The organism is Spirulina sp. LEGE 11439 (assembly GCF_059821285.1).
Map to the genome: position 1 here is coordinate 38,875 of NZ_JCAMRX010000009.1, position 22,377 is coordinate 61,251.

The 22,377-nt window shown below is 44.4% G+C and carries 21 protein-coding genes; 9 read left to right on the top strand and 12 right to left on the bottom strand.

Going from position 1 to position 22,377, the window contains the following annotated elements; all coding sequences use genetic code 11:
* Positions 1-79: 79 nt before the first annotated feature.
* Positions 80-433: a hypothetical protein gene (locus tag AC6RV6_RS08705; protein ID WP_500240450.1), complete on the top strand. Its 354-nt coding sequence runs from the start codon at positions 80-82 to the stop codon at positions 431-433.
* 117 nt (positions 434-550) lie between these two features.
* On the opposite strand, the gene AC6RV6_RS08710 is transcribed toward AC6RV6_RS08705, so the two are convergent.
* The 4 genes from AC6RV6_RS08710 to AC6RV6_RS08725 all read right to left on the bottom strand — a co-directional run bounded on the left by AC6RV6_RS08710 (position 551) and on the right by AC6RV6_RS08725 (position 4,707).
* Positions 551-1,378, bottom strand: coding sequence for a hypothetical protein (locus AC6RV6_RS08710; RefSeq protein ID WP_500240451.1), 828 nt, complete (start codon positions 1,376-1,378; stop codon positions 551-553).
* Positions 1,379-1,456: 78 nt separating this feature from the next.
* Positions 1,457-3,499 (bottom strand): single-stranded-DNA-specific exonuclease RecJ, encoded by a 2,043-nt coding sequence (recJ, locus tag AC6RV6_RS08715; protein WP_500240452.1) that lies wholly within the window; start codon positions 3,497-3,499, stop codon positions 1,457-1,459.
* A gap of 110 nt (positions 3,500-3,609) precedes the next feature.
* Positions 3,610-4,470, bottom strand: coding sequence for an SMP-30/gluconolactonase/LRE family protein (locus tag AC6RV6_RS08720; RefSeq protein ID WP_500240453.1), 861 nt, complete (start codon positions 4,468-4,470; stop codon positions 3,610-3,612).
* Between the two features lie 15 nt (positions 4,471-4,485).
* Entirely contained in the window at positions 4,486-4,707 is a 222-nt protein-coding gene (locus AC6RV6_RS08725; protein WP_500240454.1) for a hypothetical protein, read from the bottom strand.
* 211 nt (positions 4,708-4,918) lie between these two features.
* On the opposite strand from AC6RV6_RS08725, the gene AC6RV6_RS08730 reads away from it, so the two are divergent.
* From AC6RV6_RS08730 to AC6RV6_RS08745, 4 genes are all read left to right on the top strand, one after another.
* Positions 4,919-5,143 carry a hypothetical protein gene (locus AC6RV6_RS08730; protein ID WP_500240455.1) on the top strand — a complete coding sequence of 75 codons (225 nt, stop codon included), beginning with the start codon at positions 4,919-4,921 and terminating at the stop codon, positions 5,141-5,143.
* A gap of 37 nt (positions 5,144-5,180) precedes the next feature.
* Positions 5,181-5,402, top strand: coding sequence for a hypothetical protein (locus AC6RV6_RS08735; RefSeq protein WP_500240456.1), 222 nt, complete (start codon positions 5,181-5,183; stop codon positions 5,400-5,402).
* A gap of 63 nt (positions 5,403-5,465) precedes the next feature.
* Entirely contained in the window at positions 5,466-5,675 is a 210-nt protein-coding gene (locus AC6RV6_RS08740) for a DUF2949 domain-containing protein (protein ID WP_500240457.1), read from the top strand.
* Between the two features lie 112 nt (positions 5,676-5,787).
* The gene (locus AC6RV6_RS08745; RefSeq protein WP_500240458.1) at positions 5,788-8,727 is read left to right on the top strand and encodes a protein kinase domain-containing protein; all 2,940 of its coding nucleotides are present in this window, start codon (positions 5,788-5,790) and stop codon (positions 8,725-8,727) included.
* 90 nt (positions 8,728-8,817) lie between these two features.
* On the opposite strand, the gene AC6RV6_RS08750 is transcribed toward AC6RV6_RS08745, so the two are convergent.
* The 3 genes from AC6RV6_RS08750 to AC6RV6_RS08760 form a co-directional block, all read right to left on the bottom strand.
* Positions 8,818-9,498, bottom strand: coding sequence for a M48 family metallopeptidase (locus tag AC6RV6_RS08750; protein WP_500240459.1), 681 nt, complete (start codon positions 9,496-9,498; stop codon positions 8,818-8,820).
* Between the two features lie 18 nt (positions 9,499-9,516).
* The gene (locus tag AC6RV6_RS08755; protein WP_500240460.1) at positions 9,517-12,636 is read right to left on the bottom strand and encodes a type I restriction endonuclease subunit R; all 3,120 of its coding nucleotides are present in this window, start codon (positions 12,634-12,636) and stop codon (positions 9,517-9,519) included.
* Between the two features lie 309 nt (positions 12,637-12,945).
* On the bottom strand, positions 12,946-14,223 hold the full coding sequence (locus AC6RV6_RS08760) for a restriction endonuclease subunit S (RefSeq protein ID WP_500240461.1): 1,278 nt from the start codon (positions 14,221-14,223) through the stop codon (positions 12,946-12,948).
* 198 nt (positions 14,224-14,421) lie between these two features.
* Between AC6RV6_RS08760 and AC6RV6_RS08765 the strand changes: the two genes are divergently transcribed.
* Positions 14,422-14,973: a Uma2 family endonuclease gene (locus AC6RV6_RS08765; RefSeq protein WP_500240462.1), complete on the top strand. Its 552-nt coding sequence runs from the start codon at positions 14,422-14,424 to the stop codon at positions 14,971-14,973.
* Here AC6RV6_RS08765 and AC6RV6_RS08770 read toward each other — a convergent pair.
* The 5 genes from AC6RV6_RS08770 to AC6RV6_RS08790 form a co-directional block, all read right to left on the bottom strand.
* Positions 14,970-17,657, bottom strand: a complete 2,688-nt coding sequence (locus AC6RV6_RS08770; protein WP_500240463.1) for a type I restriction-modification system subunit M — start codon at positions 17,655-17,657, stop codon at positions 14,970-14,972. The genes AC6RV6_RS08765 and AC6RV6_RS08770 overlap by 4 nt on opposite strands.
* Positions 17,658-17,733: 76 nt before the next feature.
* Positions 17,734-18,069: a XisI protein gene (locus AC6RV6_RS08775; RefSeq protein WP_500240464.1), complete on the bottom strand. Its 336-nt coding sequence runs from the start codon at positions 18,067-18,069 to the stop codon at positions 17,734-17,736.
* An 87-nt stretch (positions 18,070-18,156) separates the two neighbouring features.
* On the bottom strand, positions 18,157-18,465 hold the full coding sequence (locus AC6RV6_RS08780; protein WP_500240465.1) for a type II toxin-antitoxin system RelE family toxin: 309 nt from the start codon (positions 18,463-18,465) through the stop codon (positions 18,157-18,159).
* 23 nt (positions 18,466-18,488) lie between these two features.
* Positions 18,489-18,755, bottom strand: a complete 267-nt coding sequence (locus AC6RV6_RS08785) for a type II toxin-antitoxin system Phd/YefM family antitoxin (protein WP_500240466.1) — start codon at positions 18,753-18,755, stop codon at positions 18,489-18,491.
* Positions 18,756-18,837: 82 nt separating this feature from the next.
* Positions 18,838-19,521, bottom strand: coding sequence for a MotA/TolQ/ExbB proton channel family protein (locus AC6RV6_RS08790; protein ID WP_500240467.1), 684 nt, complete (start codon positions 19,519-19,521; stop codon positions 18,838-18,840).
* 100 nt (positions 19,522-19,621) lie between these two features.
* Here AC6RV6_RS08790 and AC6RV6_RS08795 point away from each other — a divergent pair, with 100 nt between their 5' ends.
* The 3 genes from AC6RV6_RS08795 to AC6RV6_RS08805 all read left to right on the top strand — a co-directional run bounded on the left by AC6RV6_RS08795 (position 19,622) and on the right by AC6RV6_RS08805 (position 22,309).
* Positions 19,622-20,581 carry a sulfurtransferase gene (locus AC6RV6_RS08795; RefSeq protein ID WP_500240468.1) on the top strand — a complete coding sequence of 320 codons (960 nt, stop codon included), beginning with the start codon at positions 19,622-19,624 and terminating at the stop codon, positions 20,579-20,581.
* A 123-nt stretch (positions 20,582-20,704) separates the two neighbouring features.
* Entirely contained in the window at positions 20,705-21,832 is a 1,128-nt protein-coding gene (gene recF / locus AC6RV6_RS08800) for a DNA replication/repair protein RecF (RefSeq protein WP_500240469.1), read from the top strand.
* Positions 21,833-21,895: 63 nt separating this feature from the next.
* Entirely contained in the window at positions 21,896-22,309 is a 414-nt protein-coding gene (locus AC6RV6_RS08805; RefSeq protein ID WP_500240470.1) for a hypothetical protein, read from the top strand.
* Positions 22,310-22,377: the final 68 nt, after the last annotated feature.

Below are 22,377 nucleotides of genomic sequence, written 5' to 3' on the forward strand. Positions count from 1 at the left end.
GCAATGATGCGGTAACTAAAGGACAAAAAGTGTATTATAATATAATACATAAACTTGTAAAACCAAGGAGGTGAGGGATGTGTTCGATATCTTCAAAGGTGACAAGCTACGCGTTATTGAGTTATCCGATACGGTAAAAATCGAAACGAATATCGCTGATATCTACCTCCCTGCTTTGCGTGCTGGCTTTGTAGGCTGTCCTACAAATCCTCGCTGGACTGCAATTAAGTTTCACGCATGGAAAGTAGGTCGTCAATGGCGTAATGCGCTGAATGTGGGAGAATTAAAGGTGCGTGCTTCTGATTCGATGTTGGTGCATCGCGATGAAGAAGAACTTCAAGAAACTTGCAAACATTCTCTCAGGGAAACAGTACGCAAGTTCGCATTCTGGAAACTTAAGTTTAATCGATCGTTGTCTATTCCTTCAATTTGAAAACTCACTCCGAAATTAACTCCGATGTTAGATTATCTCCCCTTGGAATCATCTGCATCGGGGTTATTTCAGTTATCAGTTATCAGTTATCAGTTATTTCGAGGCTGTTTTTTCAATCTAAAGAAAGTTGCGGAGAAGTAAGGCTAATTCGGAAGCGCGATCGCGATCGCTGCCGCTATAAAAACAATGAATGGCGGTGGGATGATAAGATTGTAGGGTGATGGTATAATTCTGTTCTTCTTGGTTTGTAGGGGAAATGTCCAATTTTAAAGCACTAAAATCAAATTGATATTCTGTCGGTTGAAAGGGTAAGATTTGATTGAACCATGTCATTGTTTGTGTATTTTTATCGAAAGTATATTTTTCTCGGGTGAGGATGGCAAGAATTAAGAGCGTTAAGGTAATTAGTAAAATTGGAAAGTAGATCGCGCAAAAAATAATGAGGATGGTATAAGATTTGAGTTTAATTTGTAAATGTTCTTGATCGCGATCGCCGATAAATTGATTGATTTGCCAGACAATCGCATTTTTAGCACGATTGGAGAGAAAAATTAAGTCGAAATAGTTAGCAGTCGGAAAAGAAATTTCGCGATCGGGGATAGGAACAAATCCCAATACTGTTTGATTGGTTTGCAGTTGAATATAGCGATCGGCAAAGTAGGAGACAACGGATCGATCGAGTCGCGATCGCGCTAATCCTGTAAATTTGTCGATTTTCGGCGTTCTTGCGATCGCAAAAGTTTCTTCAATTTGACATTGTAAGGGAGAATTGGCAAAGCGATCGCAGGTTAATATTGAATTTTTTGGCATTGCAAAGCCTAATAAATAGATCGAGAGATTGATAATTGCCAAAACAATAATTGCAAAAAATATCAGTGTGGCTTTCAAATCTGAGGATTTGGGTTCAATGACTAATTGGGTAGATGTCGGTGCTGAGATTTTCATAATGCGATCGCTTTTAGTGTGTTAAATTGATTTGGGATTGAATTGAGAGTTTAGTTTCTGTTTGTTCGATGATTTTCGTTATCTGCGATCGCTTTGTTCTGAAATATCCAACGCATCGATCGCAACATCAACTAATCCTGATAAATAAGGTTGACTCAGATCGAGTTCTTTCGCCGTATCTCGTGTTTTCCCTAACAGTGCCTTTTTTGCACCGAGAGTTAACGCTAAAACTTCGCCGCGATCGTTCTTGATTCGCAATTCGTTGAGAGAAATCCAAAAACTACAATTAAAAGAACGTTTTTTATAAACAAATTTAGCTTTTTTGATTTTATTTTGAGAATTTTCTTGTTTAATATCTGTATTTTTGTTTTCCAGTGGGACATCTTTCTCTGTTTGTGTCGCAAATCTGATCCCAACAACTTCTAGTTCAATATTCGTCGAACCATTAAATGTATTTTCCTTTAATTTGTAGGCAATATCAAGAATTTTAGGTAAAGGGAAATATTCTCCCCAACGCCATGCCATGCCTTTCATTTTAAACATTTTGCCATCGATATCTTGTCCTAAAGTCAGCTTGAGATGATTGCCTCTAACTGTTTTTTGATCTAAAAGATGCACGCTAGGAGTCCAAAACACCGGCGTTGCATTGCCGATCCCCCAAGGTTGCAAACTTTCGATTTGTTCGTAAAAATATGCTGTCAAGCGATCGAAGTTAGCTAAAGTATCTACATTAACTAATGGTTTTAAATGTTCCGGCAGCAAACAACTACAAGCAAATTCACTGAGCTTTTTCTGGAACTCGGAAAAGTTTTTTCCAGCCAAGCTAAACCCTCCTGCCGCTTTATGACCGCCGAATTTTATGAGTAAATCCTGACAGTAATCTAGCGCTTCAAAAACATGAAATTCGGGAATTCCTCTCGCCGATCCGCGAATCATTTCTTCGTCATGTTCTTCGTGAGTACAAATAAAGACGGGAACGCCATATCTTTCTATTAAACGCGAGGCAACAATACCAATAACGCCATGATGCCATGTTTCTCCCAGAATAACTAAAACTCTATCTTTTTGATAATCGATTTCTCCTTCTTCGATCTGTTGAATTGCTTCGAGTTCGATTTGTTCGCAAAGACTCTGGCGTTTTCGGTTGGTTGCTTCGCATTGCATGGCTCTTTCTAAAGCCATTGACTCATCATCTGTTGTTAGCAATTCAATCACAATTTCTGGGTCATTAATGCGCCCAACTGCATTAATCCTTGGTCCCAGACGAAAGCCGATCGCATCGGGTTTGACGGGCTTTTTTTCATCCTTAACCCCGGATAATTCCATTAATGCTTGTACGCCAGCTAGTTCAGATTTTGCCAGCTTTCTCAAACCTCGTTTTAACCAACGTCGATTGACTCCTGTAAGTGGGGCAAGATCGGCAATTGTTCCTAATGTAAACAGTTCTAATAAAGTATTGGTTAAACCCCTTAACATTCCCAAACGCTGCCCCGTTGTTACGGCTAAAATATAAGCGACTCCAACCCCAGCTAAACCACGATAAGGAGAGGTTTCAGGAATGAGTTTAGGGTTGAGAATTGCATCGGCTGGAGGGATTTTTTCTGGTAATTCGTGATGATCGGTAATAATAACTTCCATACCAAGATCGATCGCTAAGGCAATTGGATTATACGCAGAAATGCCATTATCAACCGTGAGAATTAAGCCTACTCCGTCTTCTGCAAATTCTGTGACAATGCGTTCATTAATCCCGTAACCGTCCTTCATGCGGCTGGGAATAGCATAATCGACATTGGCACCAAAGGATTTTAGGGCGCGTAATAATAGTGCCGTACTGGTCATGCCATCGGCATCGTAATCCCCACAAATGGCAATTTTTTCGCCTTCTGCGATCGCTTCTTCTAAGAGATCTACACTCTTCTCTAAATCGGGAAATTCTTGTAAGGGGGGCGGTAATGTTTCCGACTCCGGATTGATATAAAATTGCGCTTGTTCTGCGGTTTTAATCTCGCGCTGAATTAAAACTTGGGCAAGGAGGGGAGATAGTCCCGTCACACTGACTAATTCAGCAATTTGTTCTGGAGATTCTGAGGCAATATACCAGCGTTGTTGAGGAATCATTTCAATGAGCAATGAACAATGAACAACAATATTTCGGGCTGAAGTTGTCGGTTTGCAATCGGGAATATTGTCTTGTTATTTCGTTAAGGAGGGAAAACCAAAATAATATACTATATTGCGATTTTTGAATAGAATTCGGGTACGCCTTGAATGCCTAAGTTAAGAGTATACACTCCTCCTGCACCTTGTCCATTTTCCGCTCGATTTTCTCCTCCCGCCGTGGTAATAAAAATATCGGTGCAATTTTGGCCGCCAAAAGTGACGCTAGAAACTTTTTTAGAAGGTAAGTGCAATCGTAAAACTTCTTCCCCGTCGGGAGTATAGCGGAAAAGATGATGACCGTCCCATCGCGCCGACCAGAGATAACCTTCTGCATCAATAGTTAACCCGTCGGGGACTCCTTCGTTTTCTGAGGTTGTGATGTGAATGGCGCGATCGCTAATTTCCCCCGTTGTTTCATCATAAGTAAACCTATAAATTTCTCGCCTCGGAGAATCGGTATAATACATTTTTTGGCGATCGCAACTAAAAGCAATCCCATTAGAACACTCTATCCCTTCGAGGAGTGGGGTTAAGGTTCCATCGCGATCGAGACGATACAAGCGTCCGAGACGGTTAGAAGTCGGCATGGTTCCGCAAAAAACTCGCCCTTGAGGATCGGCGATGACATCATTAAACCGGGTTTCTCTCTCTTCGGGAAGTTCGGCAATTAAAAAGGTTTCCTTTCCGTCTTGCCACCGAGAAATTGCACCCCTCGCTTTAAACAATAATAGAGATCCATCTTCTTGAATGGTAAAAGCACCGACAGACTCCCCGCGATAAATCTGTTCGCTGCGATCGCTTTTCGGGTCATAACGAAACATCCGTCCCGTCGGAATATCTGTCCAATATAATTGCTGCTGTTGGGGATGCCAAAGGGGACTTTCCGCATTATGGCATTGATAATCGGCAATGAGTCGGGGAATTACCATAAAAGTCAATCTAACTTAGCTGGTTGTAAAAAATTTCCCAAAACTGAACTTGTTACTCATCAATAAGAACGCAACAATGGGAAGTTTCACGAATAAAGGGGCAAAACACAGACTGACCAACAAGCAAACCAGAGCCACGATCGCGGCGGTTATTTTGATGATTTCTTCATTGCTGCTGAGGTTTAAATAGACTGCCATAAATGCAATCGATAAACCAATTGCGAGAGGTGCAAACATAATAATCCTGCAAATTTTAGAGTTTAGACTTCAGAAGGATGAATGCGTTCCTTCGGTATCAACCTACTTCCGTCTCTCCACATACGGCACTCATACTAGCGCTATTACTATACGTCGCGTTTAGCGCTAAACCCGAAGAATTCCAAAAAATCTAGAATTCAGAAAAATCTTAACAACCGATTTAATACTAATTCAATGCGGTCGCGTTATTTTGTTGTGGGGAGATGAACGTCTCGAACATTCCGTTCTCGTTGTACATCCATTTTCACACCCTGTCAAGACAATTCTCGGAAATTTAACAAGTTGGCATTGCGATCGCGATCCCCGCTACAGTGCGATCGCGATCCCCACATTATATCGATCGCGATCGTGTCAAAATTCGATCGAATTCACAGGAGATGGAGGGGATCGATCGCCCTCATCTGGGAAGAAGTAGGAGACACTTAGTAGCATCAGATTGGTTCTCAAAGATTATGACTCCTCCCATTCGTCTACTTCCCGGTTCTATTGCTGAAATCTTGGCAACCGCCAGCGAAACCGGTCAAATTTCCCAAGCCGATCGCTATGGACTCATGGCAGCAATGCTGGAAGAATCTCTAGACGAGGAAGAAGTTCGTGCCATTAACCGCCTTCTCCGTGCCGTTAATCGAGGCAAAATCAAAATCAGCGAACAGTTATCAACGAATATTTATTAAACCCATATCTGTAACCCATCCAACTCCCCCAATCATCAGCCCGCATATTATCGGAAAGAAACCATGAAATCTACCATCGCAACTCGCTTAATCGACTTCTTACAAAACGAATTGGCTATTCCGACTGATGCTATCAATTTAGCCTTGCGCCATCGGGAACAATCCCCCAGCATCTTACCTATGATTCTCTGGCAATATGGCTTAATCAGCCTCGAGCAAATGGAGAGAATTTTTGATTGGTTGGACAATACCTCCTACGCGACGATCGCTTAGGCTCAATTTGAGTCTGACGATCGCGCTGGAATTGTCGAGGAATGAGGCACAATAAAAGAAGAAATGCGGGCGCTTATCATCCCGCCGATCGGTCTCTATCCCCTCTGCGCCAATGCAAGGAACTATCCTTGGCGAAAGATATGGTATTACTCGCCACCTCTCCACCGGAAGATTCAGCCAAACTTATCTCGCCGAAGATCTCAATTTACCCGGCAATCCCCGCCGCATTCTGCGCCAAATTCTTCTGCGATCGCGTCATCCCCAACTGGTTAAATATGCCAGACATCTCTTCAAAAAGGAAACGCGCATTCTCGCTGAAGTTGGCGAACATCCCCAAATTCCCACTCTCTACGATCGCTTTGAACGGGATTACGGTTTTTACCTCATTCAAGACTATATTGAAGGCGATTGCCTGACGGATTTCCTTGCGGGTAAACGTTTGTCGGAAGGCAGAACTATTTTACTCCTGCAAGAAATCTTGCAGGTTTTAGCATTTATTCATCAACGCGGACTCATGCACCGCGCCATCAGTCCCAATAGCTTTATCCGTCAGGAAAAAGACGGCCAACTCGTATTGGTGGATTTTGGCAGCGTTCAACAAATTGGCACCCTTGACATTAACGATCGCGGCACTATCGGTATTCGCGGTACTATCGCCATTCCCGGTTACGCCCCCTCAGACCAGCGAGGGAAACCCGATGCCAGTTACGATGTTTATGCCGTCGGCGCGATCGGCATTCAAAGCCTCACGGGATTTCCCCCCAATGCTTTACCGCGAGACGAAACAGGGCGTTTAGAGTGGCGAGAACGAGTCAACATCGGCGATCGCTTTGCCGAATTTCTCGAATGCAGCCTTGATGAGGATGGCGATCGGCGTTATCCCAACGCCACGGAAGCCTTACAATGGTTGAATGCCTCCCCGATCACCGAGGTCAATGAGAGAGAATCCCGCACTGTTGCGGTCAAACCCACGATCCCGCTTTCTCAAACCCCCCTGCCTATTCCGCCAACCTCTTTTACGGCCGATCGCTTGCTGGGCGATCGCTATCGCCTGCGAAAATCTTTAGGAGAGGGGGGATTTAGTTGCACCTTTTTAGCCCAAGATGAAAAATTTCCCGGGATGCCCGAATGCGTGGTCAAACATTTGCAACCTTATCGCAAAAATCCCGAAACCCTTCATCTCGCCAGACGCTTATTTGATAGCGAGGCTGAGGTTTTGAGCCAGTTGGGACAACATTCCCAAATTCCCCGCTTGTTGGCGCATTTTGAGGAAGATAACGAGTTTTATCTCGTCCAAGAATATATTGCTGGTCACGATTTGCAACAAGAATTCATTCCCGGTCAATCTTTACCGGAAAGCACCGTTGTGATTATCTTGCGGGATATTTTAGAAATCCTTGTTTTCGTGCACAAAACAAATGTTATTCATCGGGATATCAAACCTGCCAATATTCGCCGGCGAGAGGAAGATGGCAAGCTGGTCTTGATTGATTTTGGGGCGGTTAAACAGGTTGAGGAACGTTTGGATAAAAATGGCACAAGTAATCTCACGGTCGGGATCGGGACACCGGGGTATATTCCTAGCGAACAGGCACAAGGTAAACCTCGGTTTAGCAGCGATATTTATGCGGTAGGTATTGTTGCGATTGAAGCCTTAACGGGGATCGATCCCGAACAATTGCCCGAAGATGCCGATACTGGCGAACTGCTTTGGCGACATCGCACCCATGTTAGTTCCGATCTGGCGGCTATTATCGATCGCATGGTGCGGTATGATTTTCGTCAGCGCTATTTCTCCGCAGCCGAGGCACTTGCGGCGATCGATGCCCTTCTCCATCGCCCGACGCGACCTTTAGCAAAACCTTCTTTCTCTCTGCCGCCATTTTCCCCGCGTTTGCGCCAATTGAGTATCGGGGTGGGAGTTGCATTCACGATCGCGATCGCTTTATTTTTGGCGGGACGCAAATATCGACCATTGCAAGTATTGCCCGATGAACCAGAGGGTCCCCGCGTCGTTTCTCCAGCCGAAACCCCCGATCGCGACGCACCTTTAACGGTAGCCCTACCGGAATTATCGGGGGAAATTATCCCTTTAAACTTTGCGGCGATCGATGCGGAATATCATCCCACTCTCAATAAAATTGCGATCGCGATCGATAATCCGCCCCGTCTCGCCCTCTATAGCCCGCTTTCCCGTCGCCAGCAAGAGATTCCCCTCGATTATCCACCGATTGGGGTCTCTGTGGGTCCCAAGGGGGAGTTTGCTGCGATCGGACACGATCGCCATCTTTCTTTAGTTAATCTGCGAAAGGGGCGCGTGAGACAAACCCGATCGCTGGCGATCGCGCTATTTGATGTGGTTTTGGGGAATAATGGCTGGGCTTATCTGTCTCCTCAACGCGATCGGCGTTTGTGGGCGATCGATTGGAAAACGGAAGAAGAAATCCAAACCCCCGATGACGATCCGAGGGATTTTTCGCAAACTCATTTTTCTTTGCATCCGGGAGGAAAACATCTTTTTGGCATGATTCGGCGATCGCAAATGCCCACGCTACAACAAATCGATATTTCGCAAGCAGAACTGCGTCTCACGCGTCAATATCAGCCGATTTCTGGGGCTTTTTCTACGAGTCGTTATTTATGGTTCGATCGTGAGAAACGCCGGGTTTTAACGGATGATGGCGCGGTCTTTACATTAGTTTTGAATACTCGCGAGATCGATGTTAACCGCTTAAAGATTAATGTTCATCCTCCAGCGAGTTTGCCAACGCCCGGAAGACTAGCGTTCTCGAGTTTGTCCCAAAAAATTATTGTTTTGGATGGCAACAATACGGCTGCGGCTGCAACGTTCGATCGCCTCTCTATTTTCGATTACAACACCCTACAACTGGATAAAACGCTACTTTTACCGACGGTTCGCGTTAATAACGAACCGCAACGATTAATCGGTCAATTTGTTTTTGCCAATACCCGAACGAAGGAATATTATATTCTCGCAAAATCTTCTCAGTCTGCCAGTTCTCGGTTTTATTTAATTATCGGTCAATTCTAACTGAGATATGAAGAATGTTCACCACAGAGTCACAGAGGTACGCAGAGAGGGAGAGTTTGTCAAGTCTGAGTGCTAAAACGTAACGGCAGGCTAGAGATTTTGTTCTAAGATTTGACCGTTATCTTTTAACCATTGTTTGGCTTTTTCCATGTTGATAATTTGGGCTTTGATGATATTCCAAAAGCGGGGGGTATGGTTGGGTTCGATTAAGTGTGCGAGTTCGTGAACGATAACATAATCGATCGCAAAAAAAGGCGCTTTGATTAATCTCCAATTGAAAGTGACGTTATCTTTAGGGGTACAAGAACCCCAATGATATTGACTACTGGTAATTTTGGCTTGGTTGTAGGTGACTCCCAAGCGTTGGGCATGAAATTGGACGCGGGGTAAAATTTGCGCTTTTGCTTGTTGGATATACCAGTTTTTAAAAACTTCACCTCGTTTATTCTGTTGTCTTATGGGGACGAGAAAATAGTTATCGACAAATTGGATGTCATCAACGGTATCGACTAATTTGAGTTGATAGGGACAGCCTAAATAAAGTAGGGATTCGCCGTTAACGAGTTCTTTCCCCGGTGGGTCTAAAGGTTGATATTTGGGAGTATGATAGAGTTTATTGTACAACCATTCTTTGCGAGATTCGACGATTTGCTGGATTTTTTCGGGGGGCGTTCCCATAGGGGCTTTAATGACAATGCTGCGATCGCGTTCGACGGTAATGGTGAGTTTTTTGCGGCGAGACGAATAAATAATATCATAATTGAGTTGCATTACTCTTTCCTCAATTGATTATTGGGGGTGGCGAATTATATCTTTTCGGCTTTCGGCGATTTCCATCACTCTGGTAATAATCTGGTCGCGGTTTTTCATCATACCGGCAATGGCCATAAAATCCGAGGAAAGTAAAATTTGTTTAATCTCGCTTCTCAACTTGTTACGCGCGGGACTTTCCCAAAACCCGACGAGGTTTAATTCTCGTTCGACAATGATGAAAACTTGCCGGGTGAGGGCGACGCATTGGGCGATCGCTTCTTCGTCTAATTCTTCCTCGCCAAAACATTCTCGTTTGAACATTCGGAAAAAGGGCATTTCTCGCGTTTTATCGAGTCCGTAGGTGGGTTCGTTGGCAATATTTTTAATCCGTTGGCGCAGTTTTTCTAATTCTGCATAGATTTTTCCCCAATTGTCTTTAAAGTTCTCGAAAATGGCGGCTAGGGCGGCGGAAAAGGAGGCTTGCAGTTCTGGATCGTTAGCGAGTTCGATCTCGATATGGTGGCGTAGGGCGTGTTCGACGGCGGCGGCTTTGGTTTTGGTGCGCTTATAGGTCGCAACTTGGTTGGCGAAGTCTTCGTCAAGGATAGAAATGGGTTTGATCTGGATGGTGAGACCGCGAGAGGCTAAATAAGTATCCACGAGGTGTCGCAGTTTGGGAGGGATGCCTTTCATGCTGGGGCGATCGCTTTCTTCTTGGAAATACAGGCTGGCGCGATCGCTAATTTCGACGAGTTTTTGGTAGTCTTGGATATATTTGAGGGCTTCTTTGGCGGGGAAAAGTTGGTTCAGGCTGCGGGTGAGTCGGGCAAATGCCTGTCGGAATTCAAAGCGAATCTCTTCATCGCCAAATAAATCGTAAAAGGCTTCGAGGTCTTCAAGATCGGCGATACCGTAACCGGAGAGGAGATCCAGAATTGCCCGATAGTCGCTTTCGAGTTGGCGGATCTCTTCTTCGGGGAAACTAAGGGCGCTTTTGATTTCTTTTTGTTCTCGTTCTTTATAAGTTTCGATCGCTTGGGTTAAATGATGTCCGATGCCTACATAGTCGATCACATAACCTTTCTCTTTATATTCTCCGGCGACGCGGTTCACTCGGGCGATCGCTTGTAACAGTCCGTGGTTTTGGACGATGCGATCGAGGTACATCACTTGTTCGATGGGGGCATCAAAGCCGGTTAATAGCATATTATTGACGATCGCGATGCCGATATCGCCGTTGATGCCGTTGTCTTCTCCCTCAAAAGGAAGTTTGAAGCTGGCGATGCTGCGATCTTGTCGAGAAGTTTGCGTATAGGGTTTCAGGTGGGGGGGATCGTTATGATTGCCGGAAATGATGACATCGGTTTTTAAGCGTTTTAAGCGATCGCAGTTGAGATTATGGGGGTTCGCGGTTTCTAAACGGGCGATCTGTTCCGCGATCGCCGCATCTAAGTGAGTTTTATACCGGACGGCGGCTTCTCGGGAGGTGGCGACGACTTGGGCTTTATAGCCGTTGGGGAAAATATGGGTGAGATAATGTTCTAGCATATCTCGGGCTTTGGCGGCGATAGTGGATTCGGCTTCAAGGTAAGCATCGCGGGATCCGTAGCCTAATATCTGCATTCTTTCTGGCAAGTTATAGTCGCTGAATACGTCTGCAAAGGCGGCATCCATTGCCTCTCGGTCGGGGATTTCGGCGTTATGGGTGCGACCTTCGTAGACGATTTCGAGGGTGACTTTATCGTCAATGGATTGGCGCATGGTGTACTTGTCGATGTAGTCCCCAAAAACTTTCTCAGTTTTGTCGATGGGGGTGCCGGTATAGCCGATGCGGGTGGCGTTGGGGAGGGCGCGATCGAGGTTGGCCCCGAGTAGGGAATATTGCGATCGGTGTGCCTCGTCGGTCAGGATCAGGATATTGGTGCTGCGGTTGAGTTCGGGGAAGATAGTTTGTAAGTCTCGTTCTTGGAATTTGTGGATCATGGCCATAACCAGGTCGGAGGAGTCGCGACGCAAGAGTTTTTTCAGGGTGGCGATACTGTTGGCGACGTTGACGGTAAAGCCGATTTTCTGCCCGGTGTCGGAAAGTTGTCTTTCGAGTTGGCTGCGATCGGTGATAAAAACAATTTTCCACTGGCAGAGGTGAGGATCGCGGTACATGGCGCGAACCATAAACATCATGGTGAGGGATTTACCGGAGCCTTGGGTATGCCAAATGATGCCGCTTCGGGTTTTTGGGGTTTTGGCTTCGAGGAGGCGTTTAAGGGCTTTTTTGACGGCTCTAAATTGCTGGTAGCGTCCGACAATTTTAATGGTTTGGCCGTTGTTATTGGTGGAAAACAGGGTAAAGTCGCGGATGATTTCGAGGAGGTTGGCGCGATCGCACATTCCGGCTACGAGTCTCTGTTGATCGCTGGGGGAACCATCACCGCGATCGAGGTCATTGAGGGTGCGAGGATAGGGATCGGACCAGCGATAAAAGTCTTTTTCACGAGGGGTGGTGATGGTGCCAAATTTGGCTTGGTGGCGACAGGTGGCGATGATGAATTGATTGTAATAAAGGAGTTCGGGGTTGCCTTCTCCGGTATAATCGCGTTGGTTGCTGTAACGTTTTATCTGGTCGATCGCTTCAAAAAGGGGGCGTTTCAGTCGGGAGGATTTACATTCAATGAGGACGACGGGTAAACCGTTGAGAAAGAGGACGATATCGGGGATGATATGACTTTCTTGTCCCCATTCTTTGACTTTGAATTGGCAGATGGCGATAAAGCTGTTATTTTCGAGGCGATCGAAGTCGATATATTTGACGGTGGGGCTTTTTTCGCTGGTTTGTCGGTTTTCGGAGACGGTGGTATTTTCTTGCAGGAGGTTGAAGATGCTGGCGTTATTTTCAAGGAGATTTCTATTGGGAAAGTCGGTGAGTTTTTTGCTGACTTCTTCGATCTGATCGGGTTCTAACCACGGGTTAATCTGTTTGAGTTGTTGGTGCAGGATGGGGAGGAGGATGACTTGAGAGAAGTCCTCGCGGTGACTATCTTGGGGGTGTTGGGTTTTATCGAGGTCGAGGATTTCCCACCCTAAGCTGTAGAGTTGGTCGAGGAAGGGCTTTTCAACGTAATTACGTTCGTTATTTTTGAGAGTTTTGTCGATTTTCATCTCGATATAAGGGGTGATAGTCCTTCTCTCGTTACTATAAATTTATTCCGGTCATTATATCCTTTTTTCGTTTGCGATCCGTCAGGGAATGGAATTCTCTATCTCATACGAAAGATCTATTGAAATGGGTTGGGGATTTTGCGATCGCAAGGGTATTCTCAATTTTAATCATTATCTCAAATCCGGAAAATGAACTGTAATACCGTAGTTAGCGAAGTGCGTAACCCAACACAAACATTAGAGATTTTCAATTGAATGTTTCTACCTGATTTCAGATTGTCATTGTTCTCGATTAATCATGGGTTTGATTTAAGGATTTTTGAGTAATTGGGTGACGCGGACTTTGCCGGTGAGGAGGTCTTGCATGAGGGCTGTTTTTGTGTATTTTAACTTTTTTATATTCTGTATAGTTAAGAAAATTTTATTTTGAATTAAATCAAATCTTTTGACAATTCGCTGCTGTTCTTCAATACTAGGGAATGGAAATAACATTTGGTTAATGCTAGAACCTTTCAAGTTCTTTTGAACACCTCCTTCTGCCAGATAAAGTAAATGCTTACGTCCACCGGACCAATTAAAATAAATTTTGACATATTCAGGACAAACAAGCTCTTTAATAAGACGAAATCGAATTAAAAATGCTCCGGGTATCGTGGGAAGGCTAAAATCACTAAATACGGATGTAATACCACAAGTTCCACTCCGTGTTATTAAAAGATCATCTTTTTTAAAAATATGCTTGTTAAATTCTGAATTTGGTAAATTCACTAAAGGCATTTTTTCATAAGATATATTTCCTTGAATATCAACATCAGTCGTTCTTAATAAAGCAAAATTACCATTTTTAGAATATGCAGTTGATGAAAATCGAGGACCAAAAGCACTTTCACTAACTCTACTTCCAAAATTTTCTACAGCCCATTCTACAGGAATGCGTCCTAGTGGTGAATCCTTAAACTTGTGGGTTTCTTCCTTGCGAATATTACCATTTTCGTCGATTCCTTTGGTTAACAAGTCCTGCATCAGTCCGGTTTTTATTCGCTGCTGTTTTGCTGCGATCGCTTCTGTTTGAGAAATCGCGCGATCGATTGTCGAGAGAATATCAGCGATTTTTTCTTGTTCTTTTTTATTCTCAAGAAAAGGAATTTTTATTTTTGCTAATGCAGTTTTTGAAATTTCTGTAAAAGTTGTTCCTTCTCCAATATTCTTTATCTTGTGAATGTTAAAAGCAAGGTTATAATAAACAAATTCGGAGTTATATTCTGGCTTAAGTTTAAAACTTTTACATCCTTGACTTGTACAAAATTCGATTTTAGAAATTGCAATATAACCAATGGGGGCGCGTGATGAAATAACGATCGAGCCAGATGGAAGTATATGAGCCGAACAATTTTTTAATCCTTGTTTTGTTATTTTCTTACTTGAATCTTTTACATAAGTCGTATTTAAACAGCTGAGATCATTCGGTGTTACCCAAATAATATCGCCATTCCAAAAAACTGGATTAGTAGTTAAAGGAGTAGAACCTGAATAGATTTCTCCTATTTCTTCAAGTCGTTTTAATTTCCATCCTTCTATACCGCTCACACTCAATCCCCCTATTTTCTCCCTTTTATCTCCATTCTATACATCAATGACCTCCTATAACCCTTGAAAAACATCAAACTTTTTGCAAAATCTCCCCTTGTCTCAAAAACGATCGCGCTAAAATAGCATTCAACGACCCAAAACAAGAGATAAAAAGAAAATCGCCCTCATGTCAAGCCTAACATCCCGATCGCTACCATGACTCTCACCACCTACAAATGGACAAGCGATCGCTACCATCAAGCGATCGACGCAGGATTATTTACCGACCAAAACCTCGAACTTTTACGAGGCGAACTCATCGTTATGTCCCCAGAACGAGAACCCCACGCCTACAATAATAGTGAAAATAGTGACTATCTGAGAAATATCCTCGGGCAACGTGCCAAAGTCCGAGAATCCCATCCGATCGCCCTTCCCGACCACTCGGAACCGATCCCAGATATCGCCATTGTCCGACCCCTTGGAGCCATTTACCGCGATCGCCACCCTCACCCGAAAGATATATTTTGGCTTATTGAAATTTCCAACACGACCTTACAGCGAGATCTAACCATAAAAAAAGCCATTTACGCCGAAGCCGGAATTCTTGAATATTGGGTTTTAAATCTACGCGATCGAGAACTCATCATTTTTCGCAACTTAGAAAACAATACTTATACAACAACACAAACCCTGACCACCGGAACACTTTCCCCTCTCGCCTTCCCCGATCTATCCATCGATTTACAACAACTGATCAATCCTTAATGAAAATACCCCAACTGACTCAAATATTCATTCAAAACCTGCATAGTCTCCTCTCTCTCTACCTCCAACTCCTGCATCGAAACCGCGTACTTGTCCCATAACTTCTCAATCGAAGCAATCAGCGATCTTTTCGCAGCATTGAGATAGCGAGTCAGATGTTCCTTTATCCAATCATAGAGCTTTTTCAAGATTAACATTTTTGCTTCCTCTGAGGTCAACTGTCCCCCAATTTCCGCCAATAACTTATTAATCCGAGAGAGGCGAGTTTCAAGAAACTCCCGATCCTTCAATAAAGCATTCACCTTCCTTTTATCCTCCTTCTTATCTGGATCTAATTCTGCTAACTTTACCGTCACGCCGGTAATTAACTCCTGAGTTTCCAGCTTAAACTCATCTTCTCCAATGCGCTTCAAACGTAACTTTAAGTCTAACTCATCCCGCTTCTTCTGCAAACTCCTTTTCAAAGTTGCAATGTGCTTCTGAATCCGATTAATTGCCTCATATTCCGTCTTATATCGCCTATACTCCCGCAACGCCGAAATCCCTTCAACCCCCTTCAAATCGTCCATCAACGCCTTTAAAACCCTCTTGATCGTCGTAGCCGTCACCGTCTCACCCTCATCCGGTTCATAATTCGCCACCTCCTGCGCCATCTCCACCGCCTCACTAAGTTCCCCTTGCGTCGCCCCGATCTTGCTCTCTAACTCCTCAATTTTCCTCACCTCATCCCCAAAAAACTCAGCAATGAGATAATCATTGGGAATCAAAGTATGATGCCACCCCGTGTTAATAATCGTTTTCAAATCATAGCGAATCTGTTGCCACCAATTCACAAAAACTCCCGCCCCTTGAAACTCATCCAAGATCCCCAAGGGAAGTAACTTCTCCTTTAAACCCAATAATAACTCCCGCCGCACCTCCGGCATTTTCTTCCCCTCCCGCAATAGGGCAAAATCATCTCGCGCCACCTGCCACCAGTCCTCTAACGTCCGATAATGAAAGGCGATCGCAGCTTGCAAACTAGAATTTGCCTCCAATGTCCTTTTAATCTCCCCCTTCTCCTCAATTTCCTCAGAAAACTGCTGATAACCCGATCGCAACGGTTGAAAAAGTTCCCTTGCTTCGATGCCAAAACGCGCAAACTCCGGCGATCGCGCCTCGATCTCCCCGTCGGGAATCCCCCCGATGAGATGTCCCGTCACATCCTCCGGCTCCGGTTCCGGGGTATTGTCCACATAGCGGCGAATATTGAGATTATAATCGTGCTGTTCCGCGATTTCCTCCTTACTCACCAAACGACTATACTTTGCATACTCCTTCTTGTTCGTAAACACATAATCGATCTTTTCAATATCCTCCGGACGCAGCTTATTTTGTGCCTTTCCCTCCGCATATTCGCGATCGCCATTGATAAAGAGAATGCGATCGCGCAACTCATCCGACTTACTCTTATTCCCCACCAAAATACAAGCCGGAATTCCCGTCCCGTAAAATAAACCCGGAGGCAAACTAATAATCGCCTCGATAACATCATCCTCAATCAAAATCTCGCGGATCAGCTTCTCCTTACCTCCGCGAAATAGTACCCCATGAGGCATGACGATCGCCATGCGTCCCTCCTCCTGCAAACTTGCGATCGCGTGCTGTACGAACATGAGATCTGCTTTTTTCCCTGTCTCCGGACAAAACTCCCGAAAGCGATTGACAAACTTTAAATTTTTCTTACTATAGTTTTGAGAAAAAGGTGGATTAGCCAAGACGCGATCGAACTTGCGGATCTGTCCATTTTCTAAAATCTGCGGATCCTCCAACGTATCCCCATTCTCAATCGTAAAGCGAGTGATATTGTGCAGAATAATATTCATATTGCAGATCGACCACACCGTGCCATTAGAGTCCTGCCCGTATAACATGAGATTATTGGCATCTTGTCCCTGTTCTTCTACATACTGATAGGATTGAATGAGAAATCCTCCAGATCCCACCGTCGGATCGTAGATGCGATTGCCCGCTTCCGGCTTCACTAAACGTACCATTAGCCGAACCACCTCCGCCGGGGTATAAAACTCCCCTCCTTTTTTCCCCGCACTATCCGCAAAGAACTTAATCAAATACTCATAAGCCGCCCCCAACAAGTCCGGAAACTCAAAATTTTCATTAATCAGAACAAAATCCGGATCGTTAAAATGATCGATTAAATCCTTCCATTTGCGATCGGGAATCTTCGTTTTCCCCTTAATCGCATTAAAATTAATATTATTCTTTAAAACCCCCGTCAGAGAAGCATTTTCATCCTCGATCGCCCCTAATGCCTTATTGAGCAAATTGCCGATATCTTGCTTCAAATGTTTAATCGGTGGTATGAGAACATCATTACCCTCCTCATCCTTATCAAACCAAGATTCATGCCACCGGGCTCGAGTTGGCACAAAAAAAGTTTCCCCATAAGAATCTTGCTCTATTAGTATCTTTGCAAACTCTTCGGGATCTTTTTCCTTAAGATGAGCATATTCCCGTCGTAATTGTTCCAGCTTGCGATCGAACTCATCCGATAAGCGTTTGAGGAATAGCATCCCAAAAATGAACTCCTTAAACTCCGAAGCGTCCATTTTTCCTCGCAGTATATCCGCCGCTTTAAAGAGGAAATTTTCTAATTGAGAGAGGGTAATTTTAGCGTTTTGCAAAGGTTCGGCTAGAATTCAAAATAGTCTTTCTACTTTACCACTTGGCTCGTTATTTTGCTTTAGCAGCCAGCAAAAATCAGCCGATCGCAAATTCGGTATATTGTCGAACATCGGGAGGATGAAAAGCGAGAACGATATTTTCCTTGGGGACTCCAGTCTCGATAAGTTCGGCGGTAATTCCGTCTTCAATGCCATCGCGATGAATCCAAATTTTATCATCGCGAATTTCGACATGAACAATGAGACCGTGAACCCGAAATCCATCTTGCCAACCTTCATCCATGAGGATAAATTGATTGCGATCGCCACTCACTACCAAAAAAGTTCTTACGTCGCCATAACGATAGGGTAAATTAGCATATCTTTGCAGAATGCGATCGAGGGCATCGCGATATCGATCTAAAGTATCCATTTGACAATTTCCTCCGTTTTTGCGGCAAATACCATTAAGCGCAAATCTGTTGTTTCTAGGAGAAGTTGACCCACTTCTTTGAAATAATTATACATCTTCTAATTTCTTTGCCAAAATACTATAGATATCATCGCGATCGCCTTCTCGACGCATACCAACCCCCACAATAATTACGATAATACGATCGCGATCGATTCGATAGACAATTCGATAGCGTTGACCAACAGCCCGAATGCTGCGATAGCCCTTAAATTGACCCGATAAAGGTTTGCCTTGTTTTTCTGGATCTTGCTTGAGTTTTTCAATCCTTTGACGCAGGATTTCTTGTTCTCTTAAATCTTTGATTTTGGCAAGAAGTTGAATGGTTAGAGGAAGCAATTCGATTTCATATTCCATCTTTTCTAAATAAATTGAGCCACTTATTCCCAACCTAATTTTTTCTTTGCTTCTTCCCAGCTTACTCGCTTTCCTTCTCGATCCTCTTGGATACCTAGTTTCAATTGAGCAGTAAATTCAGAATCAGATAATATTTCCAGAGTTTCAAGCATAGAAGCATATAATTCATAGCTGAGGGCGACCATCACGGGCTTGCCATTTTCGACAATTGCGATCGGTTGGCCTTCTACATTATCCGAAAACTCAGGGATTTTTTTGCTAATTTCAGAAAGATGAATTGTTTTATACATTTTTATTTGATCGGTTTCGATCGATCTGAGAGATTCAATACAAAGAGAATCATGTTATTTGAATTATAGCAGTTGTAATGCTTTAGCGATCGCGCTCTTCCCCAGAAGGTAAAAAAGAGGCGGGCAGAGATTGAAAATTCGGCTCGTACCACTCTTGACGATAAATCAACTCTAACTCGCTACCAATTGCGGAAAAATAATCCATTTGTTGTGCTTGTAAAGTTACCATGACTCGAAATACTAAAAGTGCCAAAATCGCCACAATCATACCTGCCGCCGTAGTAATTAATGCCTCACCAATCCCCGCCGCCGCCCGAGCGGTATCGATCGCATTTCCCGACCCGATATTTAAGTTTTCAAAGGTTCGAATGAGTCCCGTGACCGTTCCCAATAATCCCAATAAAGGCGCGACGGCTACCGTCGTTTCGAGAAACTTTTCTCCCTTTTGCATCTTCGCAAATTCCTTATCTCCTGCCGCTTCCATTGCGAGGCGAAATGTTTCTGGGGAAGGGGTTGTTAATTGTAGGGGAGCGACTAAAAAACGACCGATAGGCAAATAACTCGCACCTTTAGCAATATCAGCCGCTTTCACTAAATCAATTTTTGCCATTTCGAGAACATCCCGTGCAATGCGATCTTCTTGAACTAATAAGCGTACCCAAAACCAGCTTCGATCTAAGGCACAAGCAAGGGTAAAAACAGAGAGGAGAAGAAGAGGATACATAATCGGTCCTCCTCTGAACAAAAACTCGTAAAGGCGAATCATAAATCAAGATATGGGTAATGGGTAATCGAGCAGTATTGTCAAGTTTTACGGTTATTTTCAGAAAATAATAAAATAAATGAGATTTGTTTGAGATTCATTCATGTCTTTAAAAATTTCTTTGTTCGCGATCGCGATCGCCCTCCTTTTCTCAGCCTTTCTCTTTCTGCCCGAATTTCGCAGACGAGACCCCTCGCAAGAAAGTTCTCCCTCTGAGTTTGTTTTACCCCAACAACAGGAAGAACAATGGATTATTGATGGCGATCGCGCCCGAGAACTCATCCAACAAGAGGCGACTCTCCTTGATGCCCGTCCCTTTAATTTACGCCACCAACGCCCGAAAAATTCTCATTCTGTTGCATGGCAGGATTTTTCTCAACCGAATGCCCCCCACCGAGGCAAACTGCTCGAGGATGATGCCGTATTAACAGAAAAATTACAAGCCTTGGGGATCGATCGCGATCGCCCCGTCGTCGTCTTCGGCGATCCTGTGAGGGGATGGGGAGAAGAAGGACGCATCGTTTGGATGTTAAGGACTTTGGGACATTCTCAAACTTATCTCGTCGATGGGGGCATCAAGGCGATCGCGAATGTTAAGGTAACTCCTGCACCCAAACCGGGAAACTTTACCGTACAGCGCCTTACCACTTGGGAAATTAACGCGAATGAACTCAAAACTGCGATCGCGCAAAATTCTTGGGTTGTTATTGATACCCGAGAAACTAGAGAATATGAAGGACAAACCCCCTACGGCGAATCTCGAGGCGGACATCTCGCAGGATCGATTCACCTATACTATAAAGATTTGCTAGATAGAGAGGGAAAACTTTTGGGACGAGGGGAAATAATGGCAAAATTGCAAGCAAAAGGCATCGTTTCGGGAGTCGCGATCGCAGCTTATTGTACTGGAGGTGTGCGATCGGCATGGCTGACGGCAGTTTTAGTCGATTTGGGTTTCGAGGTCAAAAATTACCCCGGCTCCATGTGGGAATGGTCGTCACGGCCAGAAATTAATTATCCCCTTGTTCGAGATGGAGAAGAACAAAAAGAAAAGATCGATTAACAAATAATAAATAACCAACAACAACCCACCCCCAACCCCGACCCACCCCCAACCCCTCCCAAGAGGGGAGAGCAAGAGGGGAGTAACTAATAACCAACAACAAATAACCAGCAATAAATATTAATGTATTTGCAGAATTTATATGTCAGAAATTTTCGCAACTACCTCGAACAGGAAGTGAAATTTGAGGCACAAAAAACAATTATTGTCGGGAATAACGCCCAAGGAAAATCCAACCTTTTAGAAGCCGTCGAACTCCTCGCCACCCTAAAAAGTCATCGAACCAGCCGCGATCGCGATTTAGTCAACGAAGGGGCGATCGCATCGCAAATTGAAGCTACCGTTAAAAGAGCCTATGGAGATACCGATCTCGGCTTAATTCTCCGCAAACAAGGCCGCAGAACCGCCAGACTCAATCACGAAAACTTGCGCCGTCAAATGGATTTTCTCGGGCATCTCAACGCCGTGCAGTTTTCCAGTTTGGATTTGGATTTAGTGCGAGGAAGTCCGGAAAATCGGCGTAATTGGTTGGATTCCTTACTCATTCAACTCGAACCCGTCTACGCTTATATTTTGCAACAATACGATCGCGTTCTCCGCCAACGCAATTCCCTCTTGCGAAAACTCAAAAAAGCCGACGAAAAACCCAGCCCAGACAGTTTAACCCAACTGGCACTCTGGGACGCACAACTGGCAGCCAATGGATCGCGAGTGACAAGACGGCGATCGCGGGGTTTGGCTCGCCTTGCCCCCATTGCCCGAGAATGGCACGCTCGGATTAGTGGGGAAAAAGAAGTCTTAGAAATTAACTATACTCCTAGCGTGAATTGCGATCGCGACGATCCCGAAGCCGTCCAAAATGCCTTTTTTGCCCGCATTCGCGATCGCGCCATCCCCGAACGCCATCAAGGGACGACCTTAGTGGGACCCCATCGCGATGAAATCGAACTCAGCATCGATCGCACCCCCGCCCGATTTTACGGCTCTCAAGGTCAACAGCGTACTTTAGTTTTAGCTTTGAAGTTGGCTGAGCTAGAATTAATAGAAGAAGTGATCGGCGAAGCTCCGCTTTTACTCTTAGATGATGTTTTGGCAGAATTAGACCCCAGCCGCCAAAACCAACTCCTCGAAGCCATTCAAGACCGCTTTCAAACCTTAATTACCACCACTCATATTCACGCTTTTGACACGCAATGGTTAAATGCGTCCCAAGTTTTATCCGTGATGGAGGGTGACATCAGTATTTTCTAGAAGAAATTTCAACACTATAATTGCCTCAATTCCCGATCGCTCCCTACTCCTTACCCTAACCCAATGCAACCCAAAGAAATTCAATCTCTCGGACGCTCTTTACGGGCCATCGATCGCAAGCTCCTCAGTCACGATCGCCCGGCCGGGTTAGAACGGATATGGTATCAAGGGGGCGAGCCTTACTTCGATCTGTTTGTGGATCTGCGAAATGATGAGATTGAGTGGTTTCAATTGACCTTGAGAGGGCGATCGATATCTTGGCATTGCCAAGATAAACAATGGCAAACGGGAAAAACCAACGAATTTCGCACCGACGATATTACTTTCTATGCCGCGAGTAAGATCGTGGAAAGCGATCGTGAATGCGATCGCGAATTTTTCGAACTTGCTGGGGAAATCGTGCAAACTCGGAGGGGAGAACCCTTATTTGATAGGCTCTCCCACCTTTTTCAAACCAACCGCGCTACCCTGTTGTGAAAAAAAATTTCCCAGAACCCTTCCCTTTTACATTATTCTTTGCTATCTTAGATATTCGTGTGCAATAC

Excerpts from the sequence above, each read along its gene's own strand:
- AC6RV6_RS08710 (WP_500240451.1), bottom strand. The coding sequence starts at position 1,378 with ATGAAAATCTCAGCACCGACATCTACCCAATTAGTCATTGAACCCAAA.
- recJ (WP_500240452.1), bottom strand. The coding sequence starts at position 3,499 with ATGATTCCTCAACAACGCTGGTATATTGCCTCAGAATCTCCAGAACAA.
- AC6RV6_RS08720 (WP_500240453.1), bottom strand. The coding sequence starts at position 4,470 with ATGGTAATTCCCCGACTCATTGCCGATTATCAATGCCATAATGCGGAA.
- AC6RV6_RS08725 (WP_500240454.1), bottom strand. The coding sequence starts at position 4,707 with ATGTTTGCACCTCTCGCAATTGGTTTATCGATTGCATTTATGGCAGTC.
- AC6RV6_RS08735 (WP_500240456.1), top strand. The coding sequence starts at position 5,181 with ATGACTCCTCCCATTCGTCTACTTCCCGGTTCTATTGCTGAAATCTTG.
- AC6RV6_RS08740 (WP_500240457.1), top strand. The coding sequence starts at position 5,466 with ATGAAATCTACCATCGCAACTCGCTTAATCGACTTCTTACAAAACGAA.
- AC6RV6_RS08745 (WP_500240458.1), top strand. The coding sequence starts at position 5,788 with ATGCAAGGAACTATCCTTGGCGAAAGATATGGTATTACTCGCCACCTC.
- AC6RV6_RS08750 (WP_500240459.1), bottom strand. The coding sequence starts at position 9,498 with ATGCAACTCAATTATGATATTATTTATTCGTCTCGCCGCAAAAAACTC.
- AC6RV6_RS08755 (WP_500240460.1), bottom strand. The coding sequence starts at position 12,636 with ATGAAAATCGACAAAACTCTCAAAAATAACGAACGTAATTACGTTGAA.
- AC6RV6_RS08765 (WP_500240462.1), top strand. The coding sequence starts at position 14,422 with ATGACTCTCACCACCTACAAATGGACAAGCGATCGCTACCATCAAGCG.
- AC6RV6_RS08775 (WP_500240464.1), bottom strand. The coding sequence starts at position 18,069 with ATGGATACTTTAGATCGATATCGCGATGCCCTCGATCGCATTCTGCAA.
- AC6RV6_RS08780 (WP_500240465.1), bottom strand. The coding sequence starts at position 18,465 with ATGGAATATGAAATCGAATTGCTTCCTCTAACCATTCAACTTCTTGCC.
- AC6RV6_RS08785 (WP_500240466.1), bottom strand. The coding sequence starts at position 18,755 with ATGTATAAAACAATTCATCTTTCTGAAATTAGCAAAAAAATCCCTGAG.
- AC6RV6_RS08790 (WP_500240467.1), bottom strand. The coding sequence starts at position 19,521 with ATGATTCGCCTTTACGAGTTTTTGTTCAGAGGAGGACCGATTATGTAT.
- AC6RV6_RS08795 (WP_500240468.1), top strand. The coding sequence starts at position 19,622 with ATGTCTTTAAAAATTTCTTTGTTCGCGATCGCGATCGCCCTCCTTTTC.
- recF (WP_500240469.1), top strand. The coding sequence starts at position 20,705 with ATGTATTTGCAGAATTTATATGTCAGAAATTTTCGCAACTACCTCGAA.
- AC6RV6_RS08805 (WP_500240470.1), top strand. The coding sequence starts at position 21,896 with ATGCAACCCAAAGAAATTCAATCTCTCGGACGCTCTTTACGGGCCATC.